Source organism: Corallococcus sp. AB030, from assembly GCF_003668965.1.
GTDB lineage: Bacteria > Myxococcota > Myxococcia > Myxococcales > Myxococcaceae > Corallococcus > Corallococcus exiguus.
The window spans coordinates 1-20,112 of sequence record NZ_RAWQ01000197.1 but is presented as its reverse complement, the minus strand read 5'-3'; the positions used below and the strand labels follow the sequence as shown (position 1 = coordinate 20,112).

Genomic DNA, 20,112 nt, shown 5'->3' with positions numbered 1-20,112 from the left:
ACCTCATAGCGGCGCGCCAGCTTCGCTTCGGAGCCGAATTGTCCGCTCGGGTGCAGCCGCCCCAGCGCGATATCGCGCTCGATTTGCGCCTCCACATAGGCCACGAGTCCTCGCCGTTCCATCCCCACTCTCCTTCCTCGTCCCAGCATCGCCATCCAACCACAGGGGTCTGACATGGATGCGCGAGCCCAACGGTCCGCGTCGATTGCGGGCCAGCGCGCCCCCGGGCCGCATGGGGCGAAAACCTGTCCGACAGTCGGACAGGTTTTGAGGCAACCGGGCCCGGGCGGGCGCCTCTGCCCCTGGCCTGGTGTCCGCCCCCCAAGACATCGCGGCCCGCATCTGCGCGCCGAAACGCCGCTCGTTCTTGCTCACCACTTCGGGTTGCGGCATGGGGCGACGCTCTTCTTGGGCCCTGCTGCGTGCTCCGGTGTCGAGAAGGCGGCAGGGCCAGGCACTTACGTCTGTCCGCATGGTGACCACTTCCCGCTACCCTCGCGGTCCATGACCTCCGCTCGCGTCCCTGGCTCCCCGTTGCGGGTGGGCCTCCTTGGCTATGGCCTGTCCGGCTCGCGCTTCCATGGCCCCCTCATCGCCGCGGAGCCCGCGTTCACCCTGGCTGCCGTGGCGTCCAGCCGCGCTGACGCCGTGGCCCGCGACTGGCCAGGTGTCCGCACCGGCACCGTGGAGTCGCTGCTGGCGGATCCAGACCTGGACGTGATCGTCGTGTGCACGCCCAATGACTTGCATGCGTCGCTCGCGGGACAGGCGCTTCGCTCGGGCAAGCATGTGGTGGTGGAGAAGCCCTTCGCTCTGGACGCGGACGAGGCGATGCGGCTGGACGCGCTCGCGAAGGAGCGCGGGCTTTGCCTCACCGTGTTCCACAACCGGCGCTGGGACGGCGACTTCCTCACCGTGCGCCAGTTGCTGGAGCAGGGACGGCTGGGGACGCTCTATAGCATGGAGAGCCACTTCGACCGCTTCCGGCCCCAGGTGAAGGATCGCTGGAAGGAGCAGGACGTGCCCGGCGGCGGGACGCTTTGGGACCTGGGCTCGCACCTCGTTGACCAGGCAGTGCAGCTCTTCGGCCTGCCAGAGTCGGTGGCCGCGGACCTGGGCCGGCAACGTCCGGGCGCGAAGGGCACGGATTGGTTCCACCTGGTGCTGCGTTACGGCTCGCTGCGCGTACTGCTGCACTCCGGTTCCGTGGTGCACGCGCCGTGGCCCCGCTTCGTGTTGCAGGGCGACCGGGATGCGTACGTGAAGCATGCGCTGGATCCCCAGGAGGGACAGCTCGAAGCGGGCCTGCGTCCCGGCCATCCGGACTTTGGCCGCGAACCCGCGGAGCGCCACGGCCGGTTGCTGGCCTCGGGGGAAACCGTCGCCACTGTCCCTGGTGCGTATGGCCAGTTCTACCAGCAGCTCGGCGCCGCCATCCTCCACGGCGCACCCGTGCCCGTGACGGCGCTGAGCGCGAGCGAGACAGTGCGTGTCATCCAGGCCGCGATCCAGAGCGACCTCGAAGGCCGCCGCATTCCGCTGCCTCCTCGCGACTGAAGAATCAGAGCGTCTTCTCCAACACCAGGAACGTGGGCGACGCGTAGCCCGCGTGCGTTCCATGGGAATGGAAGACGTAGCCCTGGCGCGCGTACCACGCATGGTGCGACGTGAGCGCGAGCCGCACCGACAGCCGCACGCGCGTCTGGCCCAACGCGCGCGCTCGGGACTCCACTGCGTCCATGAGGCGCAGCGACATGCCCTGGCCCCGGTGTGATGGCAGCACCGCGAGCCGGTCCAGGTACACGTGGTCTACCTTCGGGTGGAAGAACACGCAGCCGAAGAAGATGCCGTCCGCCTCCGCGACGAAACCGCCGCCGTCCGACAACTCGCGCCGCACCACGGCCTCCGTCTTGTCGTGCGCGCTGGAGGGCGGATCCAGGCGGCCGCGGTATTCCTCGAAGGCGTCGCGCAGCACCTGGGTGATCCGCTCGGCGTCGGCAGGCACGGCTTCGCGGATCCGGAAGGGCTCGGGCATTCCCGAAGTCTAGTGGAAACGGCAGGCGCGGGCGTTTCACCACCACGGTGAAACACCGCTGAAACATGTCACCAGAGACCGGGCGTGGAGCGGAATTCCCGCTCGGTCTCCAGCGCCTGCGTGGCCTCGCTCCCGAGCGGGCTGACAGCCAGGCCCTCTCGACCAAATCGCTGCGGCCGTGTCGGAGTGCCTGTCTACTATCCCGCGCGCTCGCGAGTCCGGGAACCCGTCACATCTCCTTCCCGAGCGTTCGCAAGCCCCCCTCCCAAGGAGTCTCTGGCCCATGGCTTCCACCCCTGAGCAGAAGCGCGCGCGGCTGGCGGAACTGCTGCGCGAGAAGCGCCGCCCCACGTCGCGGGTGCCGGCGTCGTTCGGCCAGGAGCGCATGTGGTTCCAGGAGCGGCTGGCGCCCGGACAGACCGGATTGAACCTGCTCTTTTCGGTACGCCTGGAGGGACTGCTCGATGTGCCCTCGCTGGCGGGAAGCCTGAACGAAGTGGTGAGCCGCCACGCGGTGCTGCGCACCACCTTCGTGGAACAGGACGGACGGCCATGGCAGCGCATCACGCCCGAACTCGACGTGCCCCTGCCCGTGGTGCCAGTGGCGGATGCCGCGGAGGCCTGGCGAAGATTGCACGAAGAGGCTCGCGCGCCGTTCGACCTGGAGCAGGGTCCCCTACTGCGCGCCGTGCTCTTCGCTGTCTCCCCCACCGAGCACCTGTTGCTGCTCGCGCTGCACCACACCGTGTCCGACGGCTGGTCCATGGGCCTGCTCGTGCACGAACTGGCCCTCATCTACGAGGCCCTGGCTTCGGGCGGGACGCCGGTGCTGCCCGCGCTGGCATTGCAGTACGCGGACTTCTCCGTGTGGCAGCGGGAGGCATTGACGGGGGAGGCGCTGGAGGCGTCGATCGACGTGTGGCGCTCGCGGCTGGATGCACGGGCAGTCCTGTCGCTGCCCACGGATCGGCCTCGCTCAGGACAGGCGGACAGCCGGGGCGCGACCGTGTCCTCGATGCTTCCCACCGCGCTGGTCCAGCGGCTCTCGACCCTGGCGGCGCAGGAGGGCACCACCCTCTTCACGGTGTTGCTCGCGGGCTTCAAGGCGTTGCTCATGCGCTACTCCGGGCAGGACGACCTCACGGTCGGAACGCCTGTCGCCGGACGCTCGCGCGCGGAGCTGGAGCCGCTGGTCGGGTTGTTCGTCAACACGCTCGCGCTGCGAACATCGCTCACGGGGGATCCATCGTTCCGCTCGCTCATGGGCCGCGTGCAGGCAACGTCGGTGGAGGCCTTCGCGCACCAGGACGTGCCCTTCGAGAAGCTGGTGGAGGTGCTCCAGCCTCCGCGTCACCTGGACGTACCGCCGTTCTTCCAGGTGATGTTCGTCCTGCAGAACACGCCCCTTCCGACCGTGCGCCTGCCCGGGCTGTCGCTGGACGCGCAGGTGGTGGACAGCGGCTTCGCGCAGTTCGACCTCACCCTCTTCGCCTTCGAACAGGCGGACGACCTGCGCCTCACCGCCGAGTACCGCACCGCCCTCTTCGATGAGCTCACGATGGTGCGGCTGATGAGACACCTGCGCGTCCTGCTGGAGAACGCAGTCGCGTGGCCGGATGCGCGCCTGTCGGAGCTGTCCCTCCTGGATGAGACCGAGCGGCAGCGCGTGCTTCATGCGTGGAACGGGCCCCGGGAAGCGTTTCCTCGCGGGGTGCTGCTGCAGCAACTGGTGGAAGCGCAGGTGGCTCGCACTCCGGACGCGGTGGCCGTCACGTTTGAAGAGACGGCGCTCACCCATGCGCAGCTGGATGCCCGGGCCAACCAGCTCGCGTGGCACCTGCGGTCCATGGGCGTGGGGCCGGAGGTTCGCGTCGGGCTGATGCTGGAGCGGTCGCTGGAGCTGGTGGTGGCGCTGCTCGCGACGTTGAAGGCAGGAGGGGCGTACGTTCCGCTGGATCCGGCCCTGCCAGCGCAGCGGCTCGCGTGGATGTTCGAGGACGCCCGGCCCGCCGTGGTGCTCATCCAGGAACGGCTGGTGGCGCGGCTGCCCGCTGGGGACTCCGTGCCGGTGCTCCGCCTGGACTCCCAGTGGGCGGAGGTAAATCGGCATCCGTCCGGCGCGCCGCCTCCGGTGGCCTCCGAGGACGCGCTGGCGTACGTCATCTTCACCTCTGGCAGCACTGGGCGGCCGAAGGGCGCGATGAACGCGCACGCGGGCGTCGTCAACCGGCTCCTGTGGATGCAGGGGGCGCTGCCGCTGTCACCGGGCGACGCGGTGTTGCAGAAGACGCCGTTCAGCTTCGACGTGTCCGTGTGGGAGTTCTTCCTGCCGCTGATGACGGGCGCGCGGTTGGTGGTGGCTCGGCCCGGAGGACACCAGGAGCCGGACTATCTGGCGGACCTCATCGCGCGGGAGCACATCACCGTCACGCACTTCGTGCCGTCCATGCTCCAGGCGTTCCTGGAAGCACCCGGCCTGCAGCAGTGCGCGTCGCTGCGCCAGGTGGTGTGCAGCGGTGAAGCACTGCCGCTGGAGCTGGCTGAACGGTGCCTGGCGCGGCTGCCTCGCGCGCGGCTGCACAACCTCTATGGCCCCACCGAGGCCGCGGTGGATGTCACCGCGTACGAGTGTGTCCGCGGCGCGCTGGGGCGCTCCGTGCCCATCGGGTATCCGGTGGCGAATACGGTGATCCGGCTGCTGGACGCATCGCTGCGGCCGGTGCCCCTGGGTGTTCCCGGAGAGCTGTTCATCGGGGGTGTGCAGGTGGGCCGCGGGTATCTGGGCCGCCCGGACCTGACCGCGGAGCGCTTCATCCCGGACGCGTACAGCGACACGCCCGGGGCCCGGCTGTACCGCACGGGGGACCTTGCCCGGTGGCTGCCCGATGGCGCCATCGAGTACCTGGGCCGAACCGACTTCCAGGTGAAGGTGCGCGGGCTGCGCATTGAACTGGGCGAAATCGAGGCCGCGCTGGAGCAGCACCCCGCCGTGCGACAGGCCGTCGTCGTGGCGCTCCCGGGCGTCACGGCGAGCGACACGCGGTTGGTGGCGTATCTCGTCGGAGGGACGGACGTGGCGGGGACGGAGGCCCTTCGAGCGCTCCTCTCGGAGAGGCTCCCTGAGTACATGGTGCCCGGTGCCTTCGTCTCGCTGGAGGCCCTGCCCCTGACGTCCAGCGGAAAGGTCGACCGCAGGGCGCTGCCCGTGCCGGACATGGCCTCGGGGGTGGTTCAGGAGTACGTCGCGCCGCGCAATCCCACGGAGGAGCAGCTGGCTTCGCTCTGGGCGGATCTGCTGCGCGTGGAGCGCGTGGGCGTGCACGATGACTTCTTCGCGCTGGGGGGACATTCGCTGCTCGCCACACAGCTCCTCTCGCGCATCCGGGCGGCGTTGCAGGTGGAACTGCCCCTGCGTGCGGTCTTCAAGGCGCCCACGCTCGCGGCCCTGGCTTCGGCGCTGGAGGAGGCACGAGGCCGGAGCGAGGGCCTCCAGGCGCCTCCCTTGCGCCCTGTGAGCAGGGAGGGCGAGCTCGCGCTGTCCTTCGCGCAGCAGCGCCTGTGGTTCCTGGAGCAGCTTCAACCCGGTGGCGTTGCATACAACCTGCCCGGGACCGTGCTGCTCGAAGGCGCGCTCCATGTTCCAGCGCTGCGGCAGGCCCTGGATGCGCTGATCGAACGCCATGAGGTGCTGCGCACCACGTTCGCCTCCGGGGCCCACGGGCCGGTCCAGTGCATCGCGCCCCCGTCGTCATGCCCGTTCGAGTTCGTGGACCTGGAGGACCTGCCGCCTCCGGGCACACGTGATGCCCGGCTGCGGGACTTCGTCGCCGCGCAGGCGCAGCGGCCCTTCGACCTGGCGCGGGGCCCGATCTTCCGCGCGGTGCTCGTGCGGATGGAAGAGACGCGGCATGTGCTGCTCGTGCTCACGCACCACATCGCTTCGGACGGCTGGTCCACGGGGGTGCTCGTGCGCGAGTTGGTTGCCCTCTATCGGGCCTTCGCTTCCGGCCAGCGTCCTTCGCTTCCGCCACTTCCCATCCAGTACGCCGACTTCGCCGCGTGGCAGCGCTCCTGGCTTCAGGGAGAGGTGCTCACCTCGCAGCTTGCGTGGTGGCGGGAGCAGCTCGCGGATGCACCTCCGCTCTTGATGCTTCCCACGGACCGGCCGCGCCCGGCGGCGCAGACGTTCTCGGGGGACCAACTCGCGGTGCGGCTGTCCCGGAAGCTGACGGACGGCGTGCATTCCGTGGCGAGACAGGCGGGGGCCACCCCCTTCATGGTGCTGCTGGCCGCGTACCACCTGTTGCTGTCCCGGTATGCCGGACAGGACGACGTCAGCGTGGGCGCCCCGGTCGCGGGCCGCACCCGTTCGGAGTCAGAGGGACTGATCGGATTCTTCGTCAACACGCTGGTGCTGCGTGCGCGCATCGATCCACGCGCTTCGTTCCGGACGCTGCTCGCCCAGGTGCGCGCCACGACGCTCGGCGCCTTCGAACACCAGGACGTCCCATTCGAGAAGCTGGTGGAAGAACTCCAGCCCGCACGCGACCCGAGCCATACGCCGTTCTTCCAGGTCACCCTCACCCTCCAGAACGCACCCACCGCGGAGTGGCGGCTGCCGGACCTCACGCTGCGCGAGCTGCCTCCTCCCTTCACTCCGTCGAAGTACGACTTCAGCCTCATCCTGGAGGAGTCGCCGGACGGCATCACCGGCAGCCTCCATTACAACACCGACCTCTTCGACCCGGCCTTCCTCCAGGCGTTGTTGCAGGGCTACGCCTCGTTGCTGGAAGCGCTTCCCGGACAACTGGAGGTCCCGGTGGCGCAGCTGCCACTGATGCCCACGCAAGCACGGCGTCAGGTGCTGGAGGACTGGAGCGGCGTCTCCGCTGTCGGGGACTTCTCCGCGCATTCCATCACTGCCCGCTTCGAGGAACAGGTCGCTCGGGCGCCAGACGCAGTGGCGCTGCTATCCGAGTCCGGAAGCATGACCTACGCACGGCTCGATGCGCGGGCGAACCAGCTCGCGCACCACCTTCGCGCTTCTGGCATCTCCGAGGGCAGCCGCGTGGCCGTGCTGTTGCCGCGCTCGCCAGACCTCATCGTCTCTCTGCTGGCAGTGCTCAAGACCGGCGCGGCCTATGTCCCCATCGACCTGAATGCTCCACCCGAGCGCTGGTCCCTTCTGCTTGAACAGTCCGGGGCTGCGATGGTCATCACGCGGGAGGCGCTCGCGGATGAACTGCCGTCGCTGATGACGCCGCTGGTGCTGCTGGATGCGGATGCATCCCGGCTGGCTTCGCGTCCGGACGATGCGCTGCCGGAGCCGCGCGCGACAGGCGACCGGCTGGCCTATGTCCTCTTCACCTCGGGCTCCACCGGGACGCCCAAGGGTGTCTGTGTCCCGCATCGCGCCGTGTTGCGGCTGGTGGTGGACAGCGACTTCATTCGCTTCGGCCAGGACGAGGTCTTCCTCCAACTTGCGCCGGCCGCGTTCGATGCGTCGACGCTCGAAATCTGGGGCGCGTTGCTTCATGGGGCCCGGCTCGTGCTCGCGCCGCCGGGAGAGCTGTCACTCGCGCGTATCGCAGAGGTGCTGACAGGGCACGGTGTCACCACGCTGTGGCTCACGGCCGCCCTCTTTGAACAGATGGCCGTGCATCATCCGGAGGCCCTCGCTTCCGTGGCGCAGGTGCTTGCGGGCGGCGATGTGCTCCCGGCCTCTCGCGTGCGGGAACACCTGGCGCGGATGCGTCCGGGCTCGGTGTTGCTCAACGGCTACGGACCCACCGAGAACACCACCTTCTCCGCCACGCACTTGATGCAGGCAGGCGACACCGTGGAGACCGCCGTTCCCATCGGGCGACCGCTGCCCCACTCCACCGCCTACGTTCTGGATCCGGCGATGCGGCCGGTCCCTCCTGGCATGCCGGGAGAGCTGTACGTCGGCGGCGAGGGACTGGCGTGGGGCTACCTCCACCAGCCCGCCCTCACCGCCGAACGCTTCGTGCCCCATCCGTTCAGCACGACACCGGGGTCACGGCTCTACCGCACCGGCGACAGGACGCGCTGGCGCGCGGACGGCACGTTGGACTTCCTGGGCCGCACCGACTTCCAGGTGAAGCTGCGCGGCTTCCGCATCGAACCGGGTGAGGTCGAAGCGGCCCTGCGCGGACTGCCGGGCGTTCACGAAGCCGTGGTCGTGGTGCGCGAAGACGCCGCCGGAGACAAGCGACTGGTGGCCTACGTCGTTGGTGAATCTCTGGACGGCAGGGTCCTACGCTCGGAGCTTCAGCAGCGACTTCCCGACTACCTGATCCCCAGCGTCTTCGTGGTGCTGGACGCCCTGCCCCTCAACGCCAACAGCAAGCTGGACCGCTCCGCACTTCCCGCTCCCGAGGCCCCCGTGGCTTCGGCGGACACGTACGTCGCGCCTCGCGACGCGGTGGAGCAACAGCTCGCCGCCCTTTTCGCGGAGGTGCTGCACGTTCCTCGCGTGGGCATCCACGATGACTTCTTCGACCTGGGTGGCCACTCCCTGCTGGCCACGCAGGTGGTGTCGCGCGTGCGCACGACACTGGGCGTGGAGCTGCCCCTGGGCGACCTCTTCGCGGCGCCCACGGTGGAGACGCTCGCGGTCCGTGTGGTGGCCCTGCGCTCGCGGGAGGACTCCCGACCGGGGACGCCGCCGCTCGTGGCCCGGCCGCGCACGGGTCCCGTGCCGCTGTCCTACGCGCAGCAGCGACTGTGGTTCCTGGATCAACTCCAGCCCGGCAGCGCCTTCTACAACGTGCCCGGCATCCTGATCCTCGATGGCGCGCTGGATGCCTCGGCGCTGGAGCGGTCCCTCCAGGCCCTGGTGCGCAGACATGAAGTCCTGCGCACCACGTTCATGTCCGATGGGGACTCGCCGGTCCAGCGCCTCAATCCCGAAGCGACGCTGACGCTGTCCATCGTCTCGCTGGAGTCCCCCCCCGAGGACCACCGTGAAGCCGAGGCGCACCGTCACGCAGCCTCCGAGGCCGCGCGGCCCTTCGACCTGGGCATCGGGCCTCTCGTGCGCGCCGTGTTGCTGCGGCTGGATTCACGACGTCACTGGTTGCTGCTCACGCTGCACCACATCGTCTCCGACGGTTGGTCCATCGGGGTCTTCGCTCGCGAGCTGGGCTCGCTGTACCGGGCCTTCGCTTCCGGTCAGTCCCCGGCGCTGTCTCCCCTGCCGCTCCAGTACGCGGACTTCGCCCTCTGGCAACGCTCGTGGCTCCAGGGAGACGTGCTCCAGGCGGAGCTGGAGTGGTGGCGACGGGAACTCGACGGCGCGCCCACCGCGCTGGAGCTGCCCACCGACCGGCCTCGCCCCGTCGCACAGTCGTTCCGGGGAGCTTCACTTCCCGTGGCGCTGTCCCCAGACGTTTCGGGCGCGGTGAAGGCGCTGGCGGCCCGGGAGGGCGCCACACCGTTCATGGTGCTGCTCGCGGGCTTCCAGTTGCTGTTGTCTCGCTACACGGGCCAGGACGACGTGCTCGTGGGCTCCGCCATCGCCAACCGCAACCGCGCGGAGACGGAGGGCCTCATCGGCTTCTTCGTGAACACGCTGGTGTTGCGTGCTCGCATCGATCCGCGGGCCTCGTTCCGGACGCTGCTGGCCCAGGTGAAGGCGACGACGCTCGCGGCGTACGCTCACCAGGACCTGCCCTTCGAGAAGCTGGTGGAGGGCATGCAGGGGGCTCGGGACCTGAGCCGGTCTCCGCTGTTCCAGGTGGCGTTCACGTTCCAGAACGCGCCCGTGGACGCGCTGGACCTTCCCGGCCTCCGTCTGGAGCTGCGTGGCGGGGAGATCACCACCGCGAAGTTCGACCTGGACTTCAGCCTCCAGGAACGGAACGGCGCGTTCAGCGGCGACCTGAACTTCAGCACCGACCTCTTCGCCCCCGCCACCGTCGCCCGGATGATGGCGCACTTCCAGGCGCTGCTCGGCGCGCTCACGGCCCGCCCCGCTGCGCCCGTGCGAGAGCATTCGCTGCTCGACGGCGAGGAACGCCAGCGCGTGCTCGTGGACTGGAACGCCACGCAGCGTCCGCTCGCGCCCTACACCGTGCCGGAGCTGTTCGCGGCACAGGTGCTCCGTGCACCGGAGGCCGTCGCGGTCCAGCACGAAGGCCAGGTGCTCACCTACGCGGCGCTGGCGGAACGTGCGCGGCGGCTGGCCCTGCGCCTGCGCGCCTTCGGACTCCCTCCAGAGGCACGGGTCGCGCTGTGCGTGGAGCGGGGGCTGGAGCTGGTGGTGGGGATGCTCGGCATCCTGGAGGCGGGCGGTTGCTACGTGCCCATGGACCCCGCCTATCCGCGCTCCCGCCTCGCGTTCATGTTCGAGGACGCGGGCATCTCCGCGGTGGTGGGCCAGCGGGACCTGCTGGGCGCCCTTCCGGAACACTCCCTGCCCACGGTGTGCCTGGAGCCGGACACGGAGGAATCCGGCCAGAAACCTGCGCCCGCTTCCTCGGACGTCACGGTGCGGCCGGGGCAACTGGCCTACGTGCTCTACACGTCTGGCTCCACGGGCACGCCCAAGGGCGTGGGCATCACGCACCAATCCATCGTGCACCTGGTGCGGGACACGAACTTCGTCCAACTCGGGCCGGACGACTGCATCGTGCAGGCGGGCACGCCTTCTTTCGACCTGGCCACCTTCGAGGTCTGGGGCGCGCTGCTCAATGGCGCGCGGCTCGTCATCCTGCCGCGTGAGGTGACGCTGGCTCCGGCGGAGCTGGCTCGCACGCTGCGCGAGGTGGACGCCACCACGGCCCTGTTCGCCACGGCCCTGTTCCACACGGTGGCGCGCGAAGTCCCCAATGCCTTCGCCACGATGCGCACGGTCCTGTACGCCGGTGAGGCCGCGAACGCGGATGCGGCTCGCGCGGTGCTTCACGCGGGTCCTCCGGGCCGGCTGGTGAATCTGTATGGCCCCACGGAGACGACCGTGGGCGTCACCACGCACGACATCGTGGACCTGCCGGAGCACGCGACGTCGGTGCCCATCGGCCGGCCGATGACGCGCGTCCAGACGTACGTGCTGGATGCGCACGGGCAGCCCGTGCCCGTGGGCGTTCCGGGCGAGCTGTACCTGGGCGGCGACGGCCTGGCCCGGGGCTACCTGGGGCGCCCCGAGCTGACCGCGGAGCGCTTCGTGCCTTCACCATGGGGTGGCGTGCCCGGTGCTCGGCTGTACCGCACGGGCGACCGGGTGCGCTGGCTCGCGGACGGGACGCTGGACTTCCTGGGCCGCACCGACTTCCAGGTGAAGCTGCGCGGCTTCCGCATCGAACTGAGCGAGGTGGAGGCCATCCTCCGGCAGCACCCCTCGGTGAAGGCAGCGGTGGCGGGAGTCATCGAGGATCGCCTCGTGGCGTGGTTCGTGCCCGGCGCTCCGGTGGAGGCAACGGCCTTGCGCGCCTTCGTCTCCGAACGACTGCCCGCGCCGCTGGTGCCCTCCGCGTTCGTGTCGTTGGACGCACTGCCGCTCACTCCCGTGGGCAAGGTGGACCGCAAGGCGCTGCCCGTTCCGGATGCGCGCTCGGTCGCTGGCGGGCCCGTGGCTCCGGAGCGGATGACGCTCTTCCAACAGCGCATCGCCACGCTGTTCCAGGAGCTGCTCCGCCTGAAGTCAGTGGGGCTGCACGATGACTTCTTCGTCATCGGGGGCCATTCGCTGCTGGCCACACAGCTCGTCTCCCGGCTGCGTTCGACCTTCGGAGTGGAGCTGCCGCTGCGCGCCCTCTTCGATGCACCCACCGTCGCCCGGCTCACGGAGCGTGTGGAGGCCTGGCTCCTCTCGCGTGTCGAGGGACCACGCATCCCGGCCCTCGTCGCCACGTCGAGGGACCGGGACCTGCCGGTGTCCTACGCACAGCAGCGGCTGTGGGTGGTGGAGCAGCTTCGCCCGGGCGGCAGCCACTACACCATCGCCACCGCGCTGCGGCTGGACGGCGTGCTGGACGTGGAAGCGTTGCGCCGCGCCCTGGAGCTCGTCGTCTCCCGGCATGAAGCGCTGCGCACCACGTTCGCGATGAAGGAAGGCCAGCCCGTCCAGCACGTGCACCCGGCGGGTGCATGGGAGTTGCCGGTCACCGACCTGAGCCCCATGTCCCGCGAGTCCCGCGAGGCCGAGGCCCAGCGGCGCTCCGTGGAAGAGGCCGCCCTTCCCTTCGACCTGGGACGGGGACCGGTCCTGCGCACGCGGCTGCTCCGCCTGGATGCTCGGGAGCACCTGTTGCTCCTGTGCATGCACCACATCATCTCCGACGGCTGGTCACTGGGCGTGCTCGTCCGCGAGGTGGCCGGCGCCTACGAGGCCTTCGCTTCAAGCCGGACACCCGTGTTGCCGGCGCTGCCGGTGCAGCCCGCGGACTTCGCCGTGTGGCAGCGCTCCTGGCTCCAGGGTGACGTGCTCGCGCGGGACGTGTCGTGGTGGAAGCAGCACCTCGCCGGTGCGCCCCAGGTGCTGGAGCTGCCCACGGACAAGGCGCGGCCGCCGCTCCAGTCCACGAAGGGGGCGCTGCTTCCCGTCCACCTTCCCGCGGCGGGCGTGGAGCGGTTGGTGGCGTTGAGCCGCTCGGAAGGCGCGACGCCCTACATGGCGCTGCTCGCGGTGTGGCAGGTGCTGCTGTCGCGGTACTCGCGGCAGGAGGAGCTGCTGGTGGGTTCGCCCATCGCGGGCCGCGACCGCTCGGAGCTGGAGGGGCTGGTCGGCTTCTTCGTGAACACGCTGGTGCTGCGCGGGCGCGTGCGTCCGGGGGACTCGTTCCGGACGCTGCTCACCCAGGTCCGGGCCACGGCGCTCGCCGCCTTCGAGCACCAGGACCTGCCGTTCGAGAAGCTGGTGGAGGAGCTGCACGTGGCTCGCGACCTGAGCCGCAACCCGCTGGTGCAAGCGGTGTTCGCGCTCCAGAACGCACCCACCGGCGAGTTGAAGGCACCGGGGCTCACGCTGCGGCCCGTGCCGGTGGACAACGCCACGGCCCGCTTCGACCTGGGCCTGTTGCTGCACGAGGCTCCGGACGGCCTGCGCGGCGTCATCGAATACAGCACGGACCTCTTCGAGCGTTCGACCGTGGAACGGCTGGCCGGACACCTGCGCACGTTGCTGGACGCCGTCGTCGCCGCTCCAGACGTCCCCCTGGCCCAGGTGGAATGGCTCACCCCCGAGGAGCGCCAGCGGGTGCTCACGGCGTGGAACGACACAGGTGTGGACTACCCGCGTGAGTCGAACCTCGTGGAACGCTTCGCGCTCCAGGTCGCGCAGCGTCCGGAGGCCATCGCGTTGGAATCGGGTGACGCGCGGCTGACGTACTCGCGGCTCGATGCTCGGGCGAATGCGCTGGCCTGGGTGCTGCGCTCGCAGGGCGTGGGGCCGGATGCGCTGGTGGCGGTGTGCCTGGAGCGCTCCGTGGAGCTCGTCGTCACGCTCCTGGCCATCCTCAAGGCGGGCGGGGCCTATGTCCCCCTGGATGCCGCGTATCCCGCGCGGCGCCTGGCCCTCATGCTGGAGGACGCGCCGCCCCGACTGCTCGTCACCACCCGCGCGCTGCGAGCGTCGCTGCCGGTCGCGGAGGATGTGCCGTGCGTCTTCGTGGAGGAGACGCGCCTTGAAGAACAGCCCACCACGGCTCCGGACGTGGCGCTCTCCTCGCGGAACCTCGCGTATGTGGACTTCACCTCCGGAAGCACCGGCCGCCCCAAGGGCGTCGCCGTGGAGCACCGGGGCGTGCTGCGGCTCCTCCACGGTGCCCCCTGGGCCCGCTTCACTCCGGACGAGACTTTCCTGCTGATGGCTCCGCTGTCCTTCGACGCGTCGACGTTGGAGCTGTGGGGCCCGCTGTTGTCCGGCGGAAGGCTCGTGGTCTTCCCGCCGCAGCCACCCACGGACCTGGAGCTGCTGGGCCAGATCATCCGACGTCACGGTGTCACGTCGCTCTACCTGTCCGCGGGATTGTTCGCGCAGGTGGTGGACGTGAAGCAGGAGGTGCTGCGCGGACTGCGGCAGCTCTTCGTGGGCGGGGACGTCCTGTCCCCCACGCACACGCGCCGCGTGGTGGAGACGCTGGGCCTCCCGGTGGTCAACGGCTACGGCCCCACCGAGGCCACCGTCTTCACCTGCTGCCTCCGCATGGAGCGGCCCGACGACGTCCCGGCCGAGGCGATCCCCATCGGGCCTCCGCTGCCGAACACGCGGACGTTCGTGGTGGACGGCTCGCTGCGGCCGGTGCCCGTGGGCGTTCCGGGTGAGCTGCTCATCGGCGGGGACGGACTCGCGCGAGGCTACCTCTCCCGCCCGGACCTCACCGCCGAGCGCTTCATCCCCCACCCCTTCGCCACCACACCCGGAGAGCGCGTGTACCGCACGGGAGACCGGGTGCGCTGGCGCGCGGACGGGAGCCTGGAGTTCCTGGGCCGCATCGACACCCAGGTGAAGGTGCGCGGCTACCGCATCGAACTGTCCGAGGTCGAAGCCGCCCTCCGGGACTGGCCCGCCCTCACCGACGCGGCCGTGCTCGTGCGCGAGGACGTCCCTGGCGACAAGCGGCTCGTGGCCTACGTGGTGGCCAGCGCGCTGGACGTGCAGGCCCTGCGCGAACACCTGCGGCAGCGGCTGCCCGAGTACATGGTCCCGGCCGCGTTCGTCCCCCTGCCCGTGCTGCCCCTCACCGCCACCGGAAAGCTGGACCGCCAGGCCCTGCCCGCGCCGGACGTCGCGGCGAGTGCTCGCAAGGGGCGCTTCGTTGAGCCCGCGGATCCGCTGGAGGAACAGCTCGCCACCATCTGGGCGCGGGAGCTGGGCGCCCGGAGCGTTGGCGTCCACGACCACTTCTTCGAGGACCTGGGTGGCACGTCGCTCACCGTGGTCCGCGTCGCCAGCCGGTTGCACGAGGCGCTCCAGCGCGACGTGCCCGTGGTCTGGTTGTTCGAACACCCCACGGTCCACGGATTGGCCCGGCGACTGGAGCGCGAAGGACTGCCCGCGCGTCCCGTGCCTGCCCCAGTGGCCACTCCTCCCGCGACACCGGCTGAACCCTCCATGCCTGTCCAGTCCGTGCCCACAGCCGAGCCGGAGACGACGCCAACGTTGCCGTCGAACGCCATCGCCATCATCGGCATGTCCGGGCGCTTCCCAGGCGCTGAGTCGGTGGAGGAGTTCTGGCGCAACCTGCGTGAAGGCGTGGAGTCCATCTCCCGTTTCACTCCCGAGGAACTGGAGCCGATGCCCGGCCTGCCTCCGGGCGTGTCGCTGACGCAGCATCCGGGGTTCGTGCCCGCGCAGGGTGTGCTCGCGGACATCGACCAGTTCGATCCCGCGTTCTTCGACATGTCCCTGCGCGAGGCGCAGTGGACCGACCCGCAGCAGCGGATGTTCCTCCAGTGCGCGTGGGCGGCGATGGAGGACGCGGGCATCGACCCCGCGCGATTCCCGGGCATCGTCTCCCTCTTCGCGGGCGCGAACGAATCCGGCTACGCGAACGAGGTGCAGCGGCACCTGCCGTTGGACTCGGCGGCGTTCTTCGAGCTGTACGGCACGGCGACCTACCAGAGCCTGCCGACGAAGGTGTCCTACAAGCTGGGGCTCACTGGCGAGAGCATGCTCGTGTACACGGCGTGCTCCACGGGGCTCGTGGCGGTGCACGTCGCGTGTCAGAACCTGTTGTCAGGCCTGTCGGACGTGGCGCTCGCGGGCGCGACGCGGCTGTCGGTGCCGCAGCGCACCGGCTACGTGCACCAGGAGGGGATGATCTACTCCCCGGACGGCCACTGCCGCGCCTTCGATGCGAAGGGCAAGGGCACCGTCTCCGGCAGCGGCGTGGCGGCCGTGGTGCTCAAGCGGCTGGAGGACGCGGTCCGCGACGGCGACCCCATCCACGCCGTCATCCGAGCCACCGCCGTCAACAACGACGGGCGCGACAAGTCCGGCTTCACGGCGCCCAGCGTGCAGGGCCAGGCGACCGTCATCACGCAGGCGCTGCGCCGTTCGGGCGTGTCGGCGACGGACATCGGCTACGTGGAGGCGCACGGGACGGCGACCCCGCTGGGCGACCCCATCGAGGTCGCGGCGCTCCAGCGCGCCTACGGCCTGGGGCCCGAGCACCGGGGCACCATCCCGCTGGCGTCGCTCAAGACGAACGTGGGCCACCTGGACACGGTGGCGGGGCTCGCGGGGCTCATCAAGGTCGCGCTGTCGCTGCGCGAGGAGGAGATTCCCCCCAGCCTCCACTTCGAGTCTCCGAACCCGAGGATCGACTTCGACGCGGGACCGTTCTTCGTCAACACGCGCCTGCGGCCCTGGCCTCGGGGGATGGCGCCACGGCGCGCGGCGGTGAGCTCGTTTGGCGTGGGCGGAACGAATGCGCACGCCGTGCTGGAGGAGGCGCCCGTCGTCCGGAGCGGGCCCACGACGCGCTCGCACCAGCTGTTCGTGCTGTCGGCGCGTTCACCGGAGTCCCTGGAGGCAGGAGCGCTGGCGCTGGCGTCGCACGTGCTGGCGGACCGGTCTCCGGAGGCGCTGGAGGCCGCGTCGTTGAAGCTGGCGGATCAGGTCCTGTCCGCGCGTTCGCCGGAGGCCTTGGAGGCGGCGGCGAAGCAACTGGCGTTGCGCGTGTTGTCGGCGCGCTCTCCTGAGTCGCTGGAGGCGTTGTCGGCCCGGTTCTCCGTGGAGGTCGCTGGGGATGAAGGGGCGTTCGCTGACGCCGCGTACACGCAGGCAATGGGACGCCGGGCCTTCGAGTACCGGAGAGCCGTGGTCGCGCGGGATGCGGCGGACCTGGCGAAGCAGCTTCGCAAGACGGCCACGCCCACGCGCTTGAAGGACGTGGAGGGCGCGCGCCGCAAGCGGGTGGCGTTCGTCTTCTCCGGACAGGGCTCGCAGCAGGTGGGCATGGGCCGGGAGCTGGATGCATCCGTGCCCGCGTTCCGCGCGCAGGTGGATGCGTGCCTGGCGCTGCTGGATGCGCCGCTGCGTTCGCGGGTGGAAACGCTGCTGCGTCCGGGACCGGGCCAGGAAGCGGAGGCGTCCGCGATGCTCTCCGACACCCGGGTCGCACTGCCGGCCCTGTTCACGGTGCAGGTCGCGCTGGCTCGGCTGTGGCAGGCGTGGGGCATCGTTCCTCATGCCGTGCTGGGACATAGCTTCGGTGAGTACGCCGCAGCGTGTGTCGCGGGCGCGCTCTCGCTGCCGGATGCGCTGCGGCTGGCCGTGGTCCGAGGGGAGCTGATGCACCGGTTGCCACCGGGCGCGATGCTCGGCGTGGCACTGCCGGCGGCGGAGGTCCAGCCGCTGCTGTCCGGACGGTTGACGCTCGCGGCAATCAACGCGCCGGACCGGTGTGTGGTCTCCGGCCCCGTGGACGAGGTGGAGCGATTCCAGGCGGTGTTGCAGCAGCGCAAGGCGGGCGCGGTGCGCATGCCGTCGGGGCATGCCTTCCACTCGGCGGACGTGGAGCCGTTGATGGCGGAGCTGGCGCGCGCGGTGGGTGCGCTCCTGCGGAACGAGCCTTCCGTGCGGTACGTCTCCAGTCTCACGGGGGCGATATCGCGTCCGGGCGAGCTGTCCGCGCCGGAGTACTGGGCCACGCAGATGCGGCAGCCCGTGCGCTTCACCGACGCGGTGGGGACCCTGCTGGAGGAAGGGTGCAGCGTGCTGCTGGAGGTGGGGCCCGGCCAGGACCTCACCCCGCTGATCCGCGCATGCCTGGGCGAGGACCGGGAGCGCGTGAAGGCGCTCGCGTCGCTGCGCCGGGGTGGTGCGACGACGGAGCAGTCGGGGTTGCTCCAGTGCGTGGGCGAGCTGTGGGTGCAGGGGCTGGAGGTGGACTGGACCGCGTTCTACGCCCACGAGCAGCGCCGCCGCGTGCACCTGCCGACGTACAGGTTCCTGCGCAAGCGCTGCTGGGTGGCGCCTCGCGGCCAGGACGGTGCGGCCAGCGAGATGGGAGCCGCGGGACAGAACGTTGCGCCTGCGCCCATGGTGACCGTGTCCGCGCCTCGCATGGACCCGGCCAGCGACCTCCCTCAGGTCTCCGCTCCGGTCTTCCGTGATCACGCGACGGCAGGCCTGACCGACAAGCCCGCGATGGGCGCACCAGCGCAGGCACAGGTGACTTCCTTCACCGACACGCTCGCGTCGTCTCCGGCTTCGCGCGCTCGCATCGACATGCCAGGTCCGTCCTCTGCTGTGCCCACCAGCAAGAGCGCACCAGTGGCACCTCCGCCCGAGGAGCACCCTGCCCTCCCAGTTCCAGGAGGCCGTGAGGACGCGCCTCGCGGTGACGTGGAGGTCCGCATCGCCACGCTGTGGCGTCAGCGCCTGGGCATCGACTTCGTCGGACGCGACGACAACTTCCTGGAGCTGGGCGGCAACTCGCTGATGGCCGCACAGCTGCTCAATCAGCTCCGCGACACCTTCCACGTCCAGGTACCGCTGGCGGCCCTCTTCGAAGCACCCACCGTCGCGGGGCTCGCATCCCGCATCGAACCACTGCTCCAACAGGCCCCCGCCCGGGAGCCCACGCGCGAACTGCCGCTAGTGCCCCGTTCCCGGATGGAGCCACTGCCCCTGTCCTTCGTGCAGGAGCGCGTCTGGCGCCTGGAGCAGCACCTCCCCGGCCTGTCCGCGTACACGATTCCCTTCGTCCTGCGCCTGGAAGGCCCCGCCAACGCAGCCATCCTGGAGCGGGCCATCCAGGAGGTCGTCCAGCGCCACGAAGCCCTGCGCACCACCTACGACGCCGTGGATGGCCGACCCGTTCAGCGCTTCCATTCCCACGTGCGCATCCCGCTGCCCATCGTGCAGGTGGACGGCACGCCCGGAGAACGTGAGGAGGCCGCGCTCCGCATCGCCCGCGAGGACGCCGCGCGCCCCTTCGATCTGGAGCGAGGCCCCGTGCTGCGCACCACGCTCGTGCGCCTGCGCGCGGACCTGCACCTGCTGGTCTGCGCCATCCATCACATCGTCTGCGACACGCTCTCCACGTCCCTCTTCCTCCAGGAAGTGGGCCAGCTCTATGCCGCCTTCCTCCAGGGCCGGCCGTCCCCGCTGGCGCCCCTGCCCGTGCAGTACGCGGACTTCGGCGCGTGGCAGCGGCAGTCACTCGCGGAGGAGCGCTTCCCCGAACAGGAGCAGTGGTGGCGTCAGCGTCTGGCAGGCATGCCCAGGCAGCTCGGCATCCCCACGGACCGGCCCCGGCCCGCGAGCTGCCCGCTCACCTCCGAGCGCATGGTGCTGGACTTCCCGCCAGAGCTCGCCGAGGCGCTCGTCGCCTTCGGACGCAGCGAGGGCTTCACGTCGTACATGACGGTGCTCGCCGCCTGGAACGCGCTCCTGCACCGCTACACCGGGCAGGCGGACCTCATCGTCGGCACGCCCATCGGCAACCGCACGAGGCCGGAGCTGCTGCCGCTCATCGGCTACGTGGCGCACTCGGCCGCGTTCCGCACCCACGTGGGGGATGACCCGAGCTTCCGCGAGCTCCTGCACCGCGTGCGACGCGAGGTCACCGACGTGCAGTCGCGGCCGGACGTGCCCTTCGAGATGCTCGTCGAACAGCTCGTCCCCGGGCGCGACATCGGCCGGGAGCGCATGACGGACACGGTGTTCGTCTACCACTCCAATCTGGAGATGGGCGGCGACGCGCTGGCGGCCGTCGGGGCACGAGGCACCTTCATCGAAGTGCCGGGCACGCCCGTGCAGTGGGGCGCCACGCTGTCGGACCTGACGCTCATCCTCACCGAGGAACCCGGCCGCATTCACGGCGCGGTGGAGTACGCGACGGAGTTGTTCGACGCCTCCACCGCCCGGCGGATGCTGGAGCATCTCCAGGTGTTGCTCGGGGCGGCACTGGCCCGGCCCGAGGAGCCCCTCTCCCGCCTGCCGCTGGCCACCGACGCCGAACGCCGCGCATGGCCCGTTCCCCCGCCCGGCCTGCTCCACGGCGACTGCGTCTGGCTGCCGCAGCGCATGTTCGCGCAGCCGTGCGGGCAGGACGGGCGGACCCTGTCTATTATACACATCTGACGCTGCCGACGATCGCATA

The 20,112-nt window shown here is 70.4% G+C and carries 2 protein-coding genes and 1 pseudogene; 1 reads left to right on the top strand and 2 read right to left on the bottom strand.

Translation table 11 applies throughout. The features are described from left to right. Window positions 1-128, bottom strand: a pseudogene (locus D7Y15_RS34310) (GntR family transcriptional regulator); the annotation flags it as partial. Between the two features lie 412 nt (window positions 129-540). Between D7Y15_RS34310 and D7Y15_RS34305 the strand changes: the two are divergent. Continuing rightward, a complete protein-coding gene (locus tag D7Y15_RS34305; protein ID WP_233605199.1) occupies window positions 541-1,557 on the top strand; it encodes an oxidoreductase in 1,017 nt (338 codons plus the stop codon). A 4-nt stretch (window positions 1,558-1,561) separates the two neighbouring features. Here the strand turns inward: D7Y15_RS34305 and D7Y15_RS34300 are convergent, their stop codons facing one another. Further along, window positions 1,562-2,035 (bottom strand): GNAT family N-acetyltransferase, encoded by a 474-nt coding sequence (locus tag D7Y15_RS34300; protein ID WP_121755218.1) that lies wholly within the window; start codon window positions 2,033-2,035, stop codon window positions 1,562-1,564. Between the last annotated feature and the right edge of the window lie 18,077 nt (window positions 2,036-20,112).